General features: G+C 52.5%; 12 protein-coding genes. 4 read left to right on the top strand and 8 right to left on the bottom strand.

What is annotated here, in order from left to right; translation table 11 throughout:
- The first annotated feature begins 1 nt into the window (after position 1).
- On the top strand, positions 2-1276 hold the full coding sequence (locus AABA21_RS08590) for an adenylosuccinate synthase (RefSeq protein WP_338248824.1): 1275 nt from the start codon (positions 2-4) through the stop codon (positions 1274-1276).
- A 95-nt stretch (positions 1277-1371) separates the two neighbouring features.
- Here the strand turns inward: AABA21_RS08590 and AABA21_RS08585 are convergent, their stop codons facing one another.
- Together AABA21_RS08585 and AABA21_RS08580 are read right to left on the bottom strand one after the other, a co-directional pair.
- The gene (locus tag AABA21_RS08585) at positions 1372-1734 is read right to left on the bottom strand and encodes a hypothetical protein (protein WP_338248822.1); all 363 of its coding nucleotides are present in this window, start codon (positions 1732-1734) and stop codon (positions 1372-1374) included.
- Positions 1735-2116: 382 nt separating this feature from the next.
- Entirely contained in the window at positions 2117-2707 is a 591-nt protein-coding gene (locus AABA21_RS08580; protein WP_338248820.1) for an NUDIX domain-containing protein, read from the bottom strand.
- Positions 2708-3378: 671 nt separating this feature from the next.
- On the opposite strand from AABA21_RS08580, the gene AABA21_RS08575 reads away from it, so the two are divergent.
- Positions 3379-4860, top strand: coding sequence for a superantigen-like protein SSL4 (locus AABA21_RS08575; protein ID WP_338248819.1), 1482 nt, complete (start codon positions 3379-3381; stop codon positions 4858-4860).
- Positions 4861-5059: 199 nt separating this feature from the next.
- Here the strand turns inward: AABA21_RS08575 and AABA21_RS08570 are convergent, their stop codons facing one another.
- A complete protein-coding gene (locus AABA21_RS08570) occupies positions 5060-6511 on the bottom strand; it encodes a hypothetical protein (RefSeq protein WP_338248816.1) in 1452 nt (483 codons plus the stop codon).
- 291 nt (positions 6512-6802) lie between these two features.
- Between AABA21_RS08570 and AABA21_RS08565 the strand changes: the two genes are divergently transcribed.
- Together AABA21_RS08565 and AABA21_RS08560 are read left to right on the top strand one after the other, a co-directional pair.
- The gene (locus AABA21_RS08565; RefSeq protein ID WP_338248814.1) at positions 6803-7522 is read left to right on the top strand and encodes a ThuA domain-containing protein; all 720 of its coding nucleotides are present in this window, start codon (positions 6803-6805) and stop codon (positions 7520-7522) included.
- Positions 7523-7697: 175 nt separating this feature from the next.
- Entirely contained in the window at positions 7698-8708 is a 1011-nt protein-coding gene (locus tag AABA21_RS08560) for an aldo/keto reductase (RefSeq protein WP_338248812.1), read from the top strand.
- 85 nt (positions 8709-8793) lie between these two features.
- On the opposite strand, the gene glk is transcribed toward AABA21_RS08560, so the two are convergent.
- The 5 genes from glk to AABA21_RS08535 form a co-directional block, all read right to left on the bottom strand.
- Positions 8794-9816: a glucokinase gene (gene glk / locus AABA21_RS08555; RefSeq protein WP_338248810.1), complete on the bottom strand. Its 1023-nt coding sequence runs from the start codon at positions 9814-9816 to the stop codon at positions 8794-8796.
- A gap of 345 nt (positions 9817-10161) precedes the next feature.
- A complete protein-coding gene (locus AABA21_RS08550) occupies positions 10162-11262 on the bottom strand; it encodes a WD40 repeat domain-containing protein (protein ID WP_338248808.1) in 1101 nt (366 codons plus the stop codon).
- Between the two features lie 180 nt (positions 11263-11442).
- Positions 11443-12378, bottom strand: coding sequence for a hypothetical protein (locus tag AABA21_RS08545; protein ID WP_338248806.1), 936 nt, complete (start codon positions 12376-12378; stop codon positions 11443-11445).
- A gap of 216 nt (positions 12379-12594) precedes the next feature.
- Positions 12595-12987: a response regulator gene (locus AABA21_RS08540; protein WP_338248804.1), complete on the bottom strand. Its 393-nt coding sequence runs from the start codon at positions 12985-12987 to the stop codon at positions 12595-12597.
- Between the two features lie 26 nt (positions 12988-13013).
- Entirely contained in the window at positions 13014-16049 is a 3036-nt protein-coding gene (locus tag AABA21_RS08535) for an ATP-binding protein (protein ID WP_338248802.1), read from the bottom strand.
- Between the last annotated feature and the right edge of the window lie 107 nt (positions 16050-16156).

The following is a 16156-nucleotide window of genomic DNA, read 5'->3' as shown; positions in this document are numbered from 1 at the left end:
CATGGCTGGAACAGTAACCGTAGTTGTAGGCACACAATGGGGAGATGAGGGGAAAGGGAAGCTTGTAGACCTTCTGAGCAACGAGGCCGACCTATGCATGCGCTTCCAGGGCGGTGGCAACGCAGGCCATACAGTCGTCAATAACTATGGTGAATTCAAGCTCCACCTTGTACCCTGCGGCATTTTTAACACCGATTGTATCTGCGTCATGGGGACAGGAACCGCCATCGATCCGCAAGATCTGATCACAGAGATGGAAGCCATCGCCAGCAAAGGCGTTTCCGTTGATCAACTGCTGATTTCAGATCGGGCGCATGTCGTTATGCCCTATCATAAGTTACTCGACAAAGTAGAAGATGAGGCTCGAGGAGCGTATCGCGTCGATACGACCGGACGCGGTATCGGACCAGCCTATACCGATAAAGTTGGGCGCATTGGTATTCGCTTCCATGATCTGCTCCATGAGGAGATTCTCCGCGTCAAGCTCAGCGCCGTCATCAAAAAGCATAACGCCATCCTCACGCACGTCTACGGGCAGCAGCCATTTGACGCCGAGGAACTGATCGCGTCCGCGCTCTCCTGGGGGCAGCAGCTCAAACCGCGCATTGTAGACACGATGCCGATCGTACGCAAAGCGCTGCAGGAAGGCAAAAATATTTTACTCGAAGGCCAGCTCAGCGCCATGAAAGACATCGACTGGGGCTCCTATCCGTTTGTCACCAGTTCTTCCCCCACCGCCGCGGGCGCCTCCGCCGGATCGGGTATACCGCCGCGCTACATCAACCGCGTCATCGGCGTAGCCAAAGCGTACAGTACCCAGGTCGGCACAGGGCCCATGCCAACCGAGCTACACGACGAGATGGGAACAAATCTGCGCACCCTGGGAGGAGAATTTGGCGCCACCACCGGTCGGCCCCGTCGCATCGGCTGGTTTGATGCCGTCGTCACCCGCTACGTCACCGAGATCAACGGCTGCACGGACCTCAACATCACCAAGCTGGACGTATTGGACACGCTAGCCGAGATCCTGGTCTGCACCGGCTATCGTTATAAAGGCGAGATGATCGAGCACCTGCCTGATCCCGTCATCCACGAAAAATGTGAGCCCGTCTACGAGGTACTTCCCGGCTGGCAGCAATCCACCCAGCAGGCCAGAACGCTAGAGGACCTGCCCCGCAACGCCCGCGCCTACCTGGATCGTCTGTCGGAACTGGTTGGCGTACGCATCCACAGCGTCGGCGTCGGTCCCAACCGCGACCAAACCCTGATGGCATAAGGGTTATGCACAAATAAAAAGGTCCAAGGTGGGAGGTCTCCCACTTTGGACCTTTTTATTTGTGCATGCTATATAAAAGGGCTTACTGGTCCAGCTTATGAAACGATCTCGTTGAGATCGATCTTATTCTGCCCGGCGCGCTTCAAGATGAACCAGACCATGGCGATAGAGATCGCCAGCAGGAAGAGGCCGAGAAAAAACAGCGTCGGATTAAAGGAGACGCTGACCGCCATATCTGTATTGCCGGCGCCACCGGTCGTAGCCACCGTCGAAGCGACGCCGACCGGGGCATGCCTTACCGCTGACGTTGACTGGTGGGCATTCACAGCTTTAGGGGTCGATTTAGCCATCAGGGTAGAAAACTGCTGCGTTGCTCCCGCATAATGGAAACTCTCCACGGTGTTATTGCCAGGTAGTGTCGCTGTTACCGACGTAAATTCACAGATCAATGTACTCAAAATGGCCCCTGTTCTTTACTCAATACAAACACAAAAACAACTCATCTATAATATATAAATCAACCAATACCCTACAAACGTCACAACCTCTAGTCAAAAGGAAAAATTTTTGCTCTCCTTCCTTCCTCCGGAAGGGACGGAGAGAGAGGAGTGCGAGGACACCTCGCGCTCCGTCAGGGGCTGCCGCCCCTGCACCCCGCTGTTCTACTAAAGAACAGAAAGGAGAAGATAGTTCATAGCAAGCATCTATGAGTATTATATATGCGAATTCGCAAAATTCTATATCGATTCCCTGAATGAACTGTTGTGAGGAGTTGGTGCAATACAGGAATGGGTGCATTTGCACCCATTCCTGTATTGCACCAACTCCTCACAATCTTATCTATGCCTGGGAACTGGTCTGCCACTTATGCTGCAGCCATTGGACCGCGATCAGGGTTTTGGCGTCGCGGATCTCTCCTCTTTTAAGTACGTCCCACAATTCATCAAAGGATACCTCGATTAACTCGATATCTTCGTGTTCGGTGGCCAGACCGCCTCCATTTGAGACACGATCGGCGCTGGTCACCTCGGCGTAAAAGAGGAATATACGCTCCGAGGAGCCACCGGGCGAAACATAAAAGGTAGCAATCGGCGTCAGCTCATGAACCTGGTAGCCGATCTCTTCATGAATCTCGCGCCTGACTGCATCCTCCGGCTGCTCATTTTCATCGATCATACCGGCAACCACCTCATGCAGCCAGCCGGGTCCTTTGTCCCAGGTCGGGTAGCGGAATTGATTGGTCATCAACACTTTGCGGGTATCGGTATTCACCAGTAGAGCCGCCACAGCGTCACCACGCTCCAATACCAGCCGACGAACTGGATCGCTCATCTGCCCATCAAAACGCCTGAAGCGTAGACGGGCCTCCTCGATTTTAAAGAAATCATTCAGCAGCACCCGCTGCTCCAGAATCTCTACTTTTTTATCCATTAATCGATCCTTGTCAAAAAGTAAATATAAAGTCTTCTTTCTTTATTGACGTACAGGCCATACATTTCGACTCCTTAGTTGGGGAGTGCCAGACGCACTTCTTGTCAGGGTACGTGAGCGCTCCCGCATGCGCGTCCGCTACGCGGCCACATTGGATTTTGTGTGGATGTACCAGGGGCGCGGATGCGCCCCTGGTACATCCACACATGACATCTAAGCACGGCAAGCATAACCAGCACGAGGTGTCGCACTTGCCGTGCCCATGAGTCCATTTTAGGTTGGAGCAGCAAGTGCGCGCATGCGCGCACTTGCTGCTCCAACCTAAAAACAAGCGTAAACGCGCATGTGAAGATGCTTATGTGCCCCACAATGACAGAACAATCCACTTTCATAGTGTCAGTACAATCGAAAATGGATGCAGCAGATGCTGTACGACCAGATTTTTAATCTGCTTATCATGCTCTTCAATTATGCTAAACATTGTTGACAGAAAAAGGCTTTGCCGTATTATGAAAGGTGTAATAGGCAGAAAGTCATAAGCAGGATAGAAAGGCGTGTGGCTCTCGTTTAATATATCTGGAGATTATTGTGTTTTCAACACAACGTCAATATTCTTAATATAGATAGATATGGCTTTTCCATCGAAAAGCTCAATAAGGGGGTTTGGGATATTGAAAGTGCCACTTTTAGATAAGTTCAAAGGAAGTAGTGCCATCAGCGGTAGAAAAAGGGCCATTATATACTCACTCGCAGCCATACTGGTTATCGCCGTCTCCATATCTATCTATACGCAAAAGACCCATTCGCATCCGCAGCCAGCGGAGAACTCAGCGCCGACCGCAACGCCAGCACCCACTGGTATTGGATTCCAGGTACCTCCGCACGCAACGACTCCGGTCACGAAACCACAGCCAAAGCCAAAGGCCACATCCGCCCCAACATCTACGATCATTCAGCCGACCATACCAGGGGTACCTACGCTAAACCAGCTGGACCAGGTAACGGACCAGGCCTTTGGCAATGAAGGCGACTATGTACCCAACAGCTGGGGCGCACACAAACTACGTATTATCCGCACAACCTCCGGCGATCTATTTACGGTATTTATTTCGGAAGGAAGCGATCAGCAGAACCGCACCTGGCATCTCATGCACCAGGCACCCGGCAGCAGCACCTGGACCGAGCTAAAGCAGGGCAATGCTGGCAGTGAACCTATCAATATTATCCGTGGCCCCCACGATGAGATTCACCTGTTCTCCTGGCCTGGCACGAACCAGGAAGCCCATCACTTTGTATCAACCAACCTGGGCCAGACCTTTAAAGAGGAGATCTTACAAGGACAATGGTCCAGCGATCAGGGCTATAGCGGAGCCGCCATCAATCCACTGGGAGACATTGTCTTCTTTCAGACCGGCGATGACGTGCCGGGCATCTTTTATTGGACCTACTATTCGCCAAATACCAATACCTGGACCTTTCATACCAGTCAGATGGATTATCGCCATACCTACGCCTTCTTCTTTCCCGGCTATAACAACGATCTGACCATGGTCGCCATGCGTGACGTGCTGCGTCCACGCCTGGGCTATCCCAGCTCTCAGGACTTTAACTATATCTTCAATGAGATCAGGTACTTTTATATCGGCAACGTCTATAATCCTGTCATGCTGCAGCTGCCATTAACGCAGATACAGCCACGCAGCAATGATGACTCCGACGTCACCTACCTTACGGATGCCTATATGGATACGCAGGGGCGTACCCATATCATTTACAGCAATCAATATGACGGCGTCCATCATGTCATCGTCGATCATGGCACCATCATTAAAAATGTGATTCAGAATGTGACGGCCCCCAATAAGGTACGTATTATTCAGGATGCCATCGGCCATTTCTATCTCATCTCAATGGACGATCAGGGGCAGAGCATCAACATCTATCCGGGAACAGCCAGCGATACCGACGGGACCCAGTTGGAAGCACCAATCCACCTGGACATATCGAAGTTCCCCGGCTGCACCGATGACGACTTCTGCCACGCACCCACATTTATCGTACCGCGTGGAGGAAATCCGCTCAGCAACTATCTCGACGGCACCTACGGCAACCACAACAACGAATATCACTTCCGCATTAATCTACGCGGTTAGGAGGGTGTCTGACACCCTTTTTACTGGTGTGGGTGGGCGCGGGTAGCCCCCTCGCGGGCGTCCGCATACGCGGCCGCCCTTGCTTATATATTGTGGTCAATGATGCAAATGACGCGCAATGCGCGTCATTTGCATCATTGACCACAATATATAAGCATAATAGTGCACTTCCCATTCCCCATGGGAAGTGCACTACCAGCTATTTGGTAGGGAAGAGCCATTGGCGGTGCGAGAGGACCGTCTGGAAGGCTTCGAGGCTGATGTTGTCGGCCTCAGAGGTAACCCAGTCTTCCAGTTTGGGGGCTACGGTACAGGAAGGGCAGGGATACATATCGCCGTTGGGGAGTACCCGATAGCTGAAGCCAGGTACAGGCGCGGGTAAGAACAGGCGCTGGGTCGCGACCTGGATGAGATCTTTCTCTAAATCAGCCCAGCGGTCGTTGAAGACCAGATTGGCCAGGTGAACAGCGATCAGAACGTGCATCTGACGAGTCTCTTTGATGCTTTTATCAACATAGCCTGTATTAAAGCCTTGATAGGGTCCCAGGTACAGCTTGAAGTAGAAGCCACCATTGGTCCGGTCGCGTAACGGCGAGGTCTCAAGGCCGTCCAGCATCTCTTTAGCCAGATTCAGATAGGTCTGGTTGTGCGTATAAGCGCCGGTCCTGATCAGTGCTTCGAGTTCCTGACCGGTCTCGCCCATACGCGCCTGCGTGTCCAGCAGTTTGTTGGTGCCATAGCGGGAATCGCTCAGCAGGTAGATACGACCAAAAAGGTGGTAGCGCTGATTATATGCCTGCTTGATGACGGCTTCCGCTCCCCGGTTGCCGGCGGCCACCCATTCGGGGTGCTGGAAGCGTGTTCCCGCATCAACCAGAGCCAGGCTGGTCTCCAGCGCGTGATCGACGCGATAACCATCATGAAGATGAACGTTGCCACCGCCGGCGCTGGTATCCAGATCGCCATGCTGCACGCCCAGGTTGGAGTCAATGCTCTTAAACTCGGATGTAGCCCAACCAATCATGGTGTGATTCCAGTAATCGGTATCATGGCTGAAGTCTCGCATATGCAGCAACGTAAAGTAGACCCAGCCCTTGTTCAGGACGGTATGGCCCCATTCACGCTGCGTAGTCGGCAGCATACGAGCGATATACTGGTCAATTGACTTATCATCGGGATGACGCATCTTATACCAGTACATATTGTCCAGGATACGCAGGTCATTAAGGCTATCGCGGCGGGTGGAATGTCCACGCTGATCACAGCGATCAGGGCTACAGTTCACCTGGTGAACATCGCTTTTACGCCAGTTGATCAAAGTGGTGTGCAGCTGATCATCCCAGCTATGCGCGTTCATATCATTGAGCACCTGGGTTGCGATAGTATCCAGATCTTTGATACGCGTCCTGGAGGGAGTCGGTTGCGCCGTTGGTTGATGGTTTTTCGTCACCGGTTGTGGCGTCGGCTTTCCCTCATTGGGATTAAAGGGGGGCCGAATAAACACGGTGTACATCAATGTCACCAGCACCACGACGGGCAACAGATATAAAACAATGGCGGTAATGCGGCGCGCCTTTTTCGAGCTACGATAGCGTCGCCACAGTGATTGTTCAGATTCCCTTTGCGGTGGTTTCTCCTGTATCTGACTCATAAACTTATCCCTTCATAAAGCACATCATGACACAAATAGAATTACATAATCAGCATACAAACACAGGCCAAATGTCAGAAACATCTTAAAAAATGAAAAAACGATGTGAGCGCCATGCAATTTCAGGAAGCACGTGTTACAATAAAAGCGAACTAAGATGTGCTTGCTCTGAAGTGTCAATTCTGGTCAGCCATCTTCTTCTCATCTATCTGCTAGAAGACATGAGCAAGATAGATACATCCCGATGAGGCGACAACAGTGCCACTGTAACGACTTAGAAAGAGGCATACAATGACAGCAAACATCCGTGTCACCATCTGGAATGAATACCGCCACGAGCGCAAATCACCAGAGGTCGCAAAGATTTATCCAGAGGGGATTCATGGCACGCTGGCCAAAGTGCTCAGCGAAAAGGGCTATACCGTACGCACCGCCACCCTGGATGAGCCGGAACATGGATTAACCGATGAAGTGCTGGAAAATACCGATGTCATGCTCTGGTGGGGTCATATGGCCCATGGAGAGGTGCGCGACGAAATTGTTGAGAAGGTGCACAAACGCGTACTGGACGGAATGGGCCTGGTAGTCCTGCACTCCGGCCACTTCTCCAAGATTTTCAAAAAGCTACTCGGCACAGATTGTGATCTCAAGTGGCGCGAGACCAATGATAAGGAGCGCATGTGGGTCGTTGCGCCCAACCATCCTATCACCGAAGGCATCGGCGACTACATCGAGATCGAGCATGAAGAGATGTACGGCGAGCCATTTGGTATTCCCGAACCGGACACGCTGGTCTTTGTCAGCTGGTTCACCGGTGGAGAGGTTTTCCGTAGCGGCTGCTGCTACACGCGTGGGCAGGGCAGAATCTTCTATTTCCGTCCCGGTCACGAGACGCTGCCCACCTATCATCATCCAGAGGTTCAGCTCGTTATTAGCAACGCCGTGCGCTGGGCCAATCCGACCGCGACCCGCAAGCTGATTCGCGGCAACACCCCTGCCCTGGAAAAATAGCTTTAAAGCGTGTCAGACACACTTTTTCCAGGGTGCGTGAGCACCCCACACAGGCGTCCGCATGCGCGGCCGCACTGATTGTGTATTGGTGCGAATGGGGCGCGCAATTGTGCGCCCCATTCGCACCAATACATATGTATTATTTGTTATTTAAGCAAGAAAGAGAACGTTTACCATGCCAGAACAGGATACACAGCAGTTTGCTGAAAACCGGTATGATAGCATGCAGTATCGCCGCTCTGGTCGCTCAGGATTGCAGTTGCCAGCTATTTCGCTGGGAGCCTGGGAGACCTTTGGTGGGTATCGCGGCGAAGAGATTGCGCGTGCCTGTCTTTATCGCGCATTTGATCTAGGTATCACTCATTTCGACCTGGCCAACAATTACGGGCGCCCACCAGGCAATGCCGAAAAGGTCGTGGGTAAAGTGTTGAAAGACATGCCACGCGATGAACTGATCATCTCCAGTAAAGCGGGTTACTACATGTGGCCGGGCCCCTATGGCGACGGGCTCTCGAAGAAATACCTGGTCGCCAGCCTGGATCAGTCCCTCAAACGCCTGGGTCTGGAATATGTCGATATCTTCTATGCCCACCGTCCCGATCCTGAGACGCCGCTGGAAGAGACGATGGCCGCCCTTGATCTGATTGTTCGCCAGGGCAAAGCTCTGTACGTGGGCGTCAGTAACTTTCCGGGCGATCATCTGGAGCAGGCGGTACAGATTACGAAGCAGATGGGTCTGGCGCCGATTACCATCCACCAGCCACGCTACAACATGCTGGACCGCAAGCCCGAACATAATCTGTTCGATCATACCGTGCGCAACGGTATCGGCGTCATCACCTACAGTCCGCTGGCCCAGGGACTCCTGAGCGACAAGTATCTCGGCAGCAATCTGCCCGAGGATTCACGCGCGGCCGCCTGGTGGGGTCGTAAGAATAACGAGGAAGTGGTGCAGGGCGAGGTCCAGGACAAGCTGAATCGCTTGAACTCCATCGCTAAGGAACGCGGTCAGACGCTGGCCCAGATGGCGCTGGCCTGGAATCTGCGCCTGCCGGCCGTTACCAGCGTCCTGATCGGCGCCTCCAAAGTTGAGCAGATCGACGAGAACGTCGCCGCCCTCAAAAATCTCGACTTCAGCGCCGAAGAATTGAAGGCGATCGATGAGATTGTGCCATACACCTTTTAGAAGGTGTATGGCACAATCTAGTTGAATGAAGTGTTGGGGACCTGGTCGCACAGCGACCAGGTCCCCAACACTTCATTCAACTAGATTATTGTTCGAAGCCGTAGGAGGCTGCGCCGAGCAGAGCCACTTTGCTGTTCAGGATGACGTGTACGGGCACGTCGGCCAGCATTTCGGAGAAACGACCTTTGCTCTGGAAGACGTGTATAAACTCGGGGTCCTCCAGGAAGGGGCGGATACGTGGTGGCAATCCTCCACCGAGATAGATGCCACCGGTGGCCAGCGTTTTTAACGCCATGTTGCCAGCTTCAGCGGCCAGAATCGAAGCAAAGACCCTGACGGTAGCGGCACAGATAGCCGAGTAGCTACCTTCGGCATTCGAGTCAGCCTCGGTGTCTTTGGGTGCCATGGCGGATTGCACAATAATGGGTGTTATATCTTTAACCTGAGATAGCTTGTCCGACAGCCAGCGAGGTTCATCGAACAGGCCCGATGCTTTGGCATAGGCGTAAATATTGGGTACTCCAATACCTGAACACACATGTTCATAGCTGACATGCTGCATGCGTTCGAGCAGATACACCAGCAAACCAACTTCGAAGGGATTGGTAGGAGCAAAGTCTACATGGCCGCCCTCCGAAGGATGCACGCGATAATGAGCGCCATCCCAGGTCAAAATTGCTTCCCCTAAACCGGTGCCAGGAGCAACCACGGCCAGGGTGCCATGCTTGGCGGACTTTCCCGCGTTGAGCGTATGCAGATCAGACGGCTTCAGGAGAGGGATAGCCGTTGCCATAGCGGCCAGGTCATTCAGCAAGGTCACAGAAGGAATATTCAATGTCTGCTGCAGTTGCTTTTCTTCCATGTGCCAGGGGAGATTGGTGATCTTCGCCTTGCCTCCAACGACTGGTCCAGCCACTCCAAAGACAGCTCGATCAATAGTAACTTTAGGAAGATCGATCTTCTTGAGAAAGTCGTTAACCAGGGCGGCCAACGTAGGATACTGCGCACTCGGCAGTGTTGCTTCTCTCGTTGGCGAACGAAGATCCTCTTTCGAGGCATATAGAGCCAGATTGGTTTTGGTTCCTCCAATGTCACCAGCCAGTAACATGATTAAGCGCAACCTTTCGATAAGTACTGTCTAAAACAGCACACTTCATTGTAACGGTCGTAGACATAGTGATGCTTTGTCCGCGACAGATAAATCCGAAAAGATATCTATATATGCCTATATCTAATCGACCTTTGCACATAAAAATAAAGGTAAACAGCACCTTCACAGTAAGATCTGCCTGATGTTCAGGCAAGCACTCATTCAAGGTACCACAAAATAATATCACACTGTACTCACTTGTGGGAGGAAAGTTTGGATTATAGAAGTATCCCCCAGGATTGCCTGAGGTGCAGCATGGAGAGCGCACCTCAGGCAATCCTGGGGGATACTCCAACGTGTTGATCAGATGTGCCAGATGCGAATCGTTTCATCATAAGAGCTGCTCGCCAGGCGAGAGCTGTCGGGAGACCAGGCCAGGGCTGCTACGGTAACCTTATGCCCATGGAAGGAGGTAACCTGTCCTGTGGCCTGCTCGAGTACTTGCACAAAGCCCTTGGGATCGGGAAATTGGGGGCTGCCACCGACACAGGCGATAAAGCGGCCATCCGGAGACCAGGCCACGCCCAATACCGGCGCTTGATCGTTATTGGTTTTGTAGGAAGTGGTCACAGATCCTGTCCGGGCGTCGCGCAAAGTAATCACCTCCGCATCGCCACAGGCAATAAAGCGACCATCAGGTGACCAGGATAAGGCATTGGCGCTATTGTTCAGCACGACGGAGTCGTGGCCGGTAACACTATCCCATATCCGCGTCGTACGGGTAAAAACGCCACCGATGATACTATCGATGCTTGAGACAATCTGGCGGCTATCGGGAGACCAGGCCAGGCGCGAAGCCACATGCTGCCGATACGCCAGCAGCAACGTCCCCGCCAGCGCATCGCATACATGGATCGTGGCTCCATCCGCGTCGCTGCCGACGAGAGCGATACGCGTACCATCGGGCGACCAGGCCACCGCATTGATATACGACATACCATTGTAGGTAACCAGGCGCGCGCCACTGGCGGCATCCCAGATCACAACTTCTGAAAAGGTTTGTGGCAATCCTGCCGTCGAACTGGACGCATCTCCAACCTCGATGCCGCCGGCCGTTACAATGTGACGACCATCGGGCGAGCAGTCGAGCAACACTCCATCTCTGGCGGTCAGAGAAGCCCGCGTCTTTCCAGTAGACACATCCCAGACTTCAACGGGCGACGTCTTACCTCCCGAAACGATCCAACCACCATCACGAGACCACGCCAGCGCGGTACTATGGCTGTTCTGTCGCGTCAGCAGCAGGTGGTTATCGGGTGAAGCAGCCCGGCTGCTCGCACCAACAACATGCCTGATATTGAGGCTGGCACCTACCGATATCATTCCCAGACCCGCCAGACATAGAGAGCGGCGTGAGAGGCGTGTAGCAGAAGTATATGTAAAACATTTAAGATAATTTTGCATCAATTGTACCTTCCTTATGCGGCTTTGTGCATCTTAATATATCTAAAGCAGCATAAAAAGATTATAAACTCTTTGCTGTCCACAGGCCGCTCTTTGGCATTAATAATTTGTTAAAATATCTTTATATCGGAGAATTCATTTATCAGGATATTTTCATTTAATGTATATAAATAGCACCACTTAGTCGAAGATATCGCTGTGCAGGTAGATAATATAGCTAAGGGCGAGCAGGATGAGACCGTATGCCAGGGTCATAACAAGTTGCAGGGGGAGTTGGTCAAGGCCTGGCATCGGCTGTCCAGCGATCAAGGTAGTTGCGTAAGTGTTGAGCGAGTTAGATACCGTACCCGGAAGGCTGTTGACAAAGGCCACGATCGCACGGCCAATAGGAGCGCTCAATCCGCCTACCAGGCTAAAAAGAAGATTAGTGGCCAGAAACTCGATAAAGACATAGCCGATCGAAAAGCCAATACCGGCAATGGCAGAGCGACCAATAGTGGCGGCAAGCACAGCGATGAGCATATAGATAAAATAGCGCAGCGATTGCATCACCCAGGTCAGTACAAAGCCGATCCAGCCTAAAGGTGGCAGCAACGTGGGCCGCAAGCCAAACAACGGGCCAAGCAAAAAACCAAGCAGCGTCGAGAGGAGCATGACAAACGCAACCACCAGCAAAGCCACCAGCGCCAGAGTTACGGCCTGGGCGGTAAAGACCTGGCCCCGACTCAGGCCCCGCGTCAGCATCTGACGATGCATGCCATAGGTATAGTCACCACCAACCAGGGACCCGGCCACGATGCAGAGGAAGATAGGTGCCAGCAAGCCCAGGTAGCCCAGGGCGAATTGTAGCGAACCAGGAAAGACCAGGGCGACCACAGGATCGGAGCCCACGCGCGGACCCGAACTGGATGCCAGGAACAGATGGGAAATAATCGTCAGTAGCAAGAGCAAGGCATAGCCGCCGAAGAAGAGGCCAGCCAACCACCTGGACATACCACGTTGCCGCAGGTGAAAGAGGTCCCACAGCACCAATTGCCAGGTTTGTGGCAACCACCCATGAACAAAGAGGTCAGCAGAGGCCGTATTTAGGCGTGGTCCTGAAAGCTGTTGTGCCATCAAACGCATCCTTTCTCCAGCAGACCATAACCAGATAGCATAGATTCGAATACGTTCAGTGTAAATCACAGAGGCACAGAATGCCATCGCCCAAAAAGAGCATTTATCACAGACCAGACGTTCTCTTCTCCCATCATCCAAAAGGAGGAGGATACTTTAACAAAAAAGGGGCAGCAATCACATGATTGACCATTATTTATGCGGAGGGAAACGCGGCTAAGCCAGAAAACAGGCGATCATATCCAGCACGGCATTCACATCAAAAGGTTTGCCAAGATGAGATGTGCAGCCGATCGCCTGCGCTCGTTCTTGATCAGCCTGTGTCACGTGGGCTGTCACGGCAATAATGGGTATCTCGCGAAAGGTCGAAAGTTTACGCAGGTGCACGACCGCGTCCCAGCCACTCATGCCCGGCAACGACATATCCATCAAAATCAGATCAGGAAGTTGCTTGAGGGCCTGCTCAATGGCATGCGAGCCGTTTTCAGCAAAAAAAAGATCATAGATCTCTTCTTCCTCTAGAATTTGCCGCATCAATTGGCGCATATCTTCACTATCATCAACGATCAGAATGCGCTTCCGTGCTGGCACCCGCGCAAGATTATCCATAACTCATCCTTATCTCAAATATTTCGCTATACACCAGAACCAGTAGAATCGTCTGTAAGTGGTGAAGAGGAGGATTGCTCTATAGCAGATTTTATCCGATCTCCCAGGAATTTACCATCATCAGCATGCAGCAACATCATCAGGAGGTCCGGATGCGTCTTTTCGATCAGAGCTAGCAGATCCTGTCCCTCAGATGTTTTATGCAATACATAGCCGGTTTTCTCCCTCAATTTATCAACGAGCCCATGGATATCGGGTTCATTATGCACCAGTAAAATTGGCTTTCTCAAACCGACACCGGTATCCTGCCCGGGCACAAGGGCCTCAGCATTGATAGATGGGATTGTAGATAGTACTTCCGGGATCTGAGACGCGGCCGCCGCATGCTGCAATGGCGCTGGCTCTCTAGCGGTCAATTGCTGCAGCACACGCAAAAGGGAATCGCGCGCAACCGGCTTAACCAGATACTCATCGGCACCCAACACATAGCCAGCCGAGTGATCCTCCAACACAGTCAGCAAAATGACCGGGATAGAAGCGGTAATAGGATTCGATTTCAATTGCTGCAGAATCTGCCAACCATTGATGCGGGGCATCATAATATCCAGCGTGATCACCTTGGGGCGAAGTTCCTGAATAACCTTGATCGCTTTACTAGAATCCTGCACACCAACCACACGATAGGGGGTCTGCTCTAAAGACGCTGAGATCAACTGCAGCACATCAGGATTATCATCAACCGCAACCACCAGATAGGAATCGTCCGTAAGAGGCTCCGCATTGCGCACCACCCGCAATGTGCCGGAATCGGTGATCAACGGCAATTCATTTTTCGGTAACGTACTGGTAGTATTCTTCTGATCCGGCAACGTATTCAGGCGCATATCTTGAATAAGGCGCTGGTCGCGCAGGCGGGTAGGCAACACGATCGTGAACGTAGAGCCGACCCCCTTCTCACTCTGGATCTCAACCTTACCGCCCAGCAACACCGCCAGCTCACGGACAATCGAGAGCCCCAGACCGGTCCCACCGTAGCTACGGCTATTGCTACTATCCACCTGATAGAATGCTTCAAAAATATGTTCCTGGCGCTCGCGATCGATACCAATACCGGTGTCCGTCACCGAGATAGCGATCTGCCCGCTGATACCATCATTGGCATTGGCGACAGGCCGGTGCACGGCGGACACGGTGACCGAGCCATTCTCTGTAAATTTCAGCGCATTCGAGATCAGGTTCAGCAGGATCTGGCGCAACTTGCGCGCATCGGTTTCAATAGTCGAGATCCCCTCTTCCACAGAGGTAACCAGCTTCAAATGGCGATCGAGCGCCATCGAGCGCGTCTCATCCATCACAGAGCTCAGCAGTTCTTCTACATTCACTTCGGAGGCCTTGATATCCATGCGGCCGGCTTCAATCTTGGCGAGGTCCAGCACATCATTGATCAAACTCAGCAGATGCTGCGCGTTCTTCAGGATGCGCTCGATATTGTCATGCTGGCGGCTGGTCAAGGGTGACTTCTGTTCCGAGCGCATGATAATCTGGCTAAAACCGATGATCGAGGCCAGCGGGGTGCGCAGTTCATGCGACATAGTAGATAAGAACTGGCTGCGTACCCGATTGGCTTCTTCCAGCGCGGCGTTCAGCACGGTGAGCTCATCGCGCTGCTGACGCAGAGCCCGATTGTTCTCCGCCTGTTGGTGCGCATATTCAGCCAGTTCCTGCGCCTGCCGCTGCGTATGCGCATACGTCTGCGTATTGCGTACAGCGGTCGCCAGACTGCTGGCCACGACCTGAATCACATTGCGTGCCCGTTCGCTCATCGTAAAAACGGAGCCAACGGCCAGCACCCCCAGCAGTTCATTCCCCTGCACAAGCGGCACCTGATAGAGCGTCGAAGGCAGCACCTCGCCAACCATAGTCTTGATGGAAAAAACCTCGGTCGCGGGACTATGCCGGGTCACCAGCAAGGGCTCACGCGCCAGCGCCACCTGCCCGACCAGGCCCTCTCCCACGGCGAAACAACTCTGCCTGCCCGAGAATTGGAGGCCACGTGAAGAGAAGAGATTCAGCTGCTTCTGCTCATCATCGTACAAATACAGGGCCGCGATCTGCACATCCAGCAGTTCCAACAACTTTTGAAAGAAATGCCGCATCAGATCAGCGAGATCGAGACTTCCGGCCAGCAACGTATTCATCTGCATCACCTGCTCCAGAATATCGCGATCCTTCAACACACTTTGCTGCTCCTGCAACACATCCGCCATCCCATTAAAGGTCTGTACAATTTCGTTAAACTCGCTATCCCGGCTCTCCTTTACCCGTGCCGTCAGATCGCCATCCCGAAAAGCGGTAGCCGCAACCTTAAAATCATCCAGCTGCTCTCGTTGCACAGCCATATAGAGGCGAAAAGTATTCCAGAGAAAAGCAAAAACGATAAGCGTCAACGCAATCAATATACTCAAAAACATCCAGTTCCGGGTAATAACCTGACTTTGCAGTGCCCCCAGATCATGATCGCTGGTCGCCTGCAGCGATGCCACCGCTGAGCGCACACCATCGAAATATCCCTTGCCCAGAGCGTTAATCTTATCGGCACGAGCCGCCTTCAGGTCACCCTTACGCATATTTTGCAGCTGTGGATTAGCATACTGGTTGGTCCAATGCGTTACGCGATCCTCCACACGTGTCACGGCCAGTTCGGTTGGATGAAAACCCTCAGACGCGCTCGCATTTTTTAATTGCTGCAAGTAGGAGGCAAAATGCCGCTGACCATCATTAAATGGTTGCAGAAACGACGCATCACCTGTAGCGATATAGCCACGTAGGCCGGTCTCCTGGTCGATCATCGCCTGCAAAAGGCCATTAACGTTATCATGCCATGCCACACGCTGATCACCCAGCTGCTGCTGATTCTGGGCAACATAGAAGCTGGCTGAGGAGCTCAGAAGCAGGAAGCATACCAGGAAAACTATCGATATGAAGAGCCGCCTGCGCAAATGCACAATTAAACTACGCTGCTGCCTATTCTGCCGTTTCTGAGGCTGTAAAATATTGATCATTGCGCACTCTTTATTAGCTTAATATTGAGAATGCCAGGGAAACATATTCTGAACACTCATAAGAATCCTCTGCAAAATACGAATAATCAAGCGAGCGCCCAACAAGG

The sequence above is a fragment of the Dictyobacter halimunensis genome, assembly GCF_036245075.1.
This window is presented reverse-complemented; position numbering and strand designations above follow the sequence as displayed.

What these genes read in the sequence shown, in the direction of transcription:
- AABA21_RS08590 (WP_338248824.1), top strand. Translation starts at nt 2, where the DNA reads ATGGCTGGAACAGTAACCGTAGTTGTAGGCACACAATGGGGAGATGAG.
- AABA21_RS08580 (WP_338248820.1), bottom strand. Translation starts at nt 2,707, where the DNA reads ATGGATAAAAAAGTAGAGATTCTGGAGCAGCGGGTGCTGCTGAATGAT.
- AABA21_RS08570 (WP_338248816.1), bottom strand. Translation starts at nt 6,511, where the DNA reads ATGAGTCAGATACAGGAGAAACCACCGCAAAGGGAATCTGAACAATCA.
- AABA21_RS08565 (WP_338248814.1), top strand. Translation starts at nt 6,803, where the DNA reads ATGACAGCAAACATCCGTGTCACCATCTGGAATGAATACCGCCACGAG.
- AABA21_RS08560 (WP_338248812.1), top strand. Translation starts at nt 7,698, where the DNA reads ATGCCAGAACAGGATACACAGCAGTTTGCTGAAAACCGGTATGATAGC.
- glk (WP_338248810.1), bottom strand. Translation starts at nt 9,816, where the DNA reads ATGTTACTGGCTGGTGACATTGGAGGAACCAAAACCAATCTGGCTCTA.
- AABA21_RS08550 (WP_338248808.1), bottom strand. Translation starts at nt 11,262, where the DNA reads ATGCAAAATTATCTTAAATGTTTTACATATACTTCTGCTACACGCCTC.
- AABA21_RS08545 (WP_338248806.1), bottom strand. Translation starts at nt 12,378, where the DNA reads ATGGCACAACAGCTTTCAGGACCACGCCTAAATACGGCCTCTGCTGAC.
- AABA21_RS08540 (WP_338248804.1), bottom strand. Translation starts at nt 12,987, where the DNA reads ATGGATAATCTTGCGCGGGTGCCAGCACGGAAGCGCATTCTGATCGTT.
- AABA21_RS08535 (WP_338248802.1), bottom strand. Translation starts at nt 16,049, where the DNA reads ATGATCAATATTTTACAGCCTCAGAAACGGCAGAATAGGCAGCAGCGT.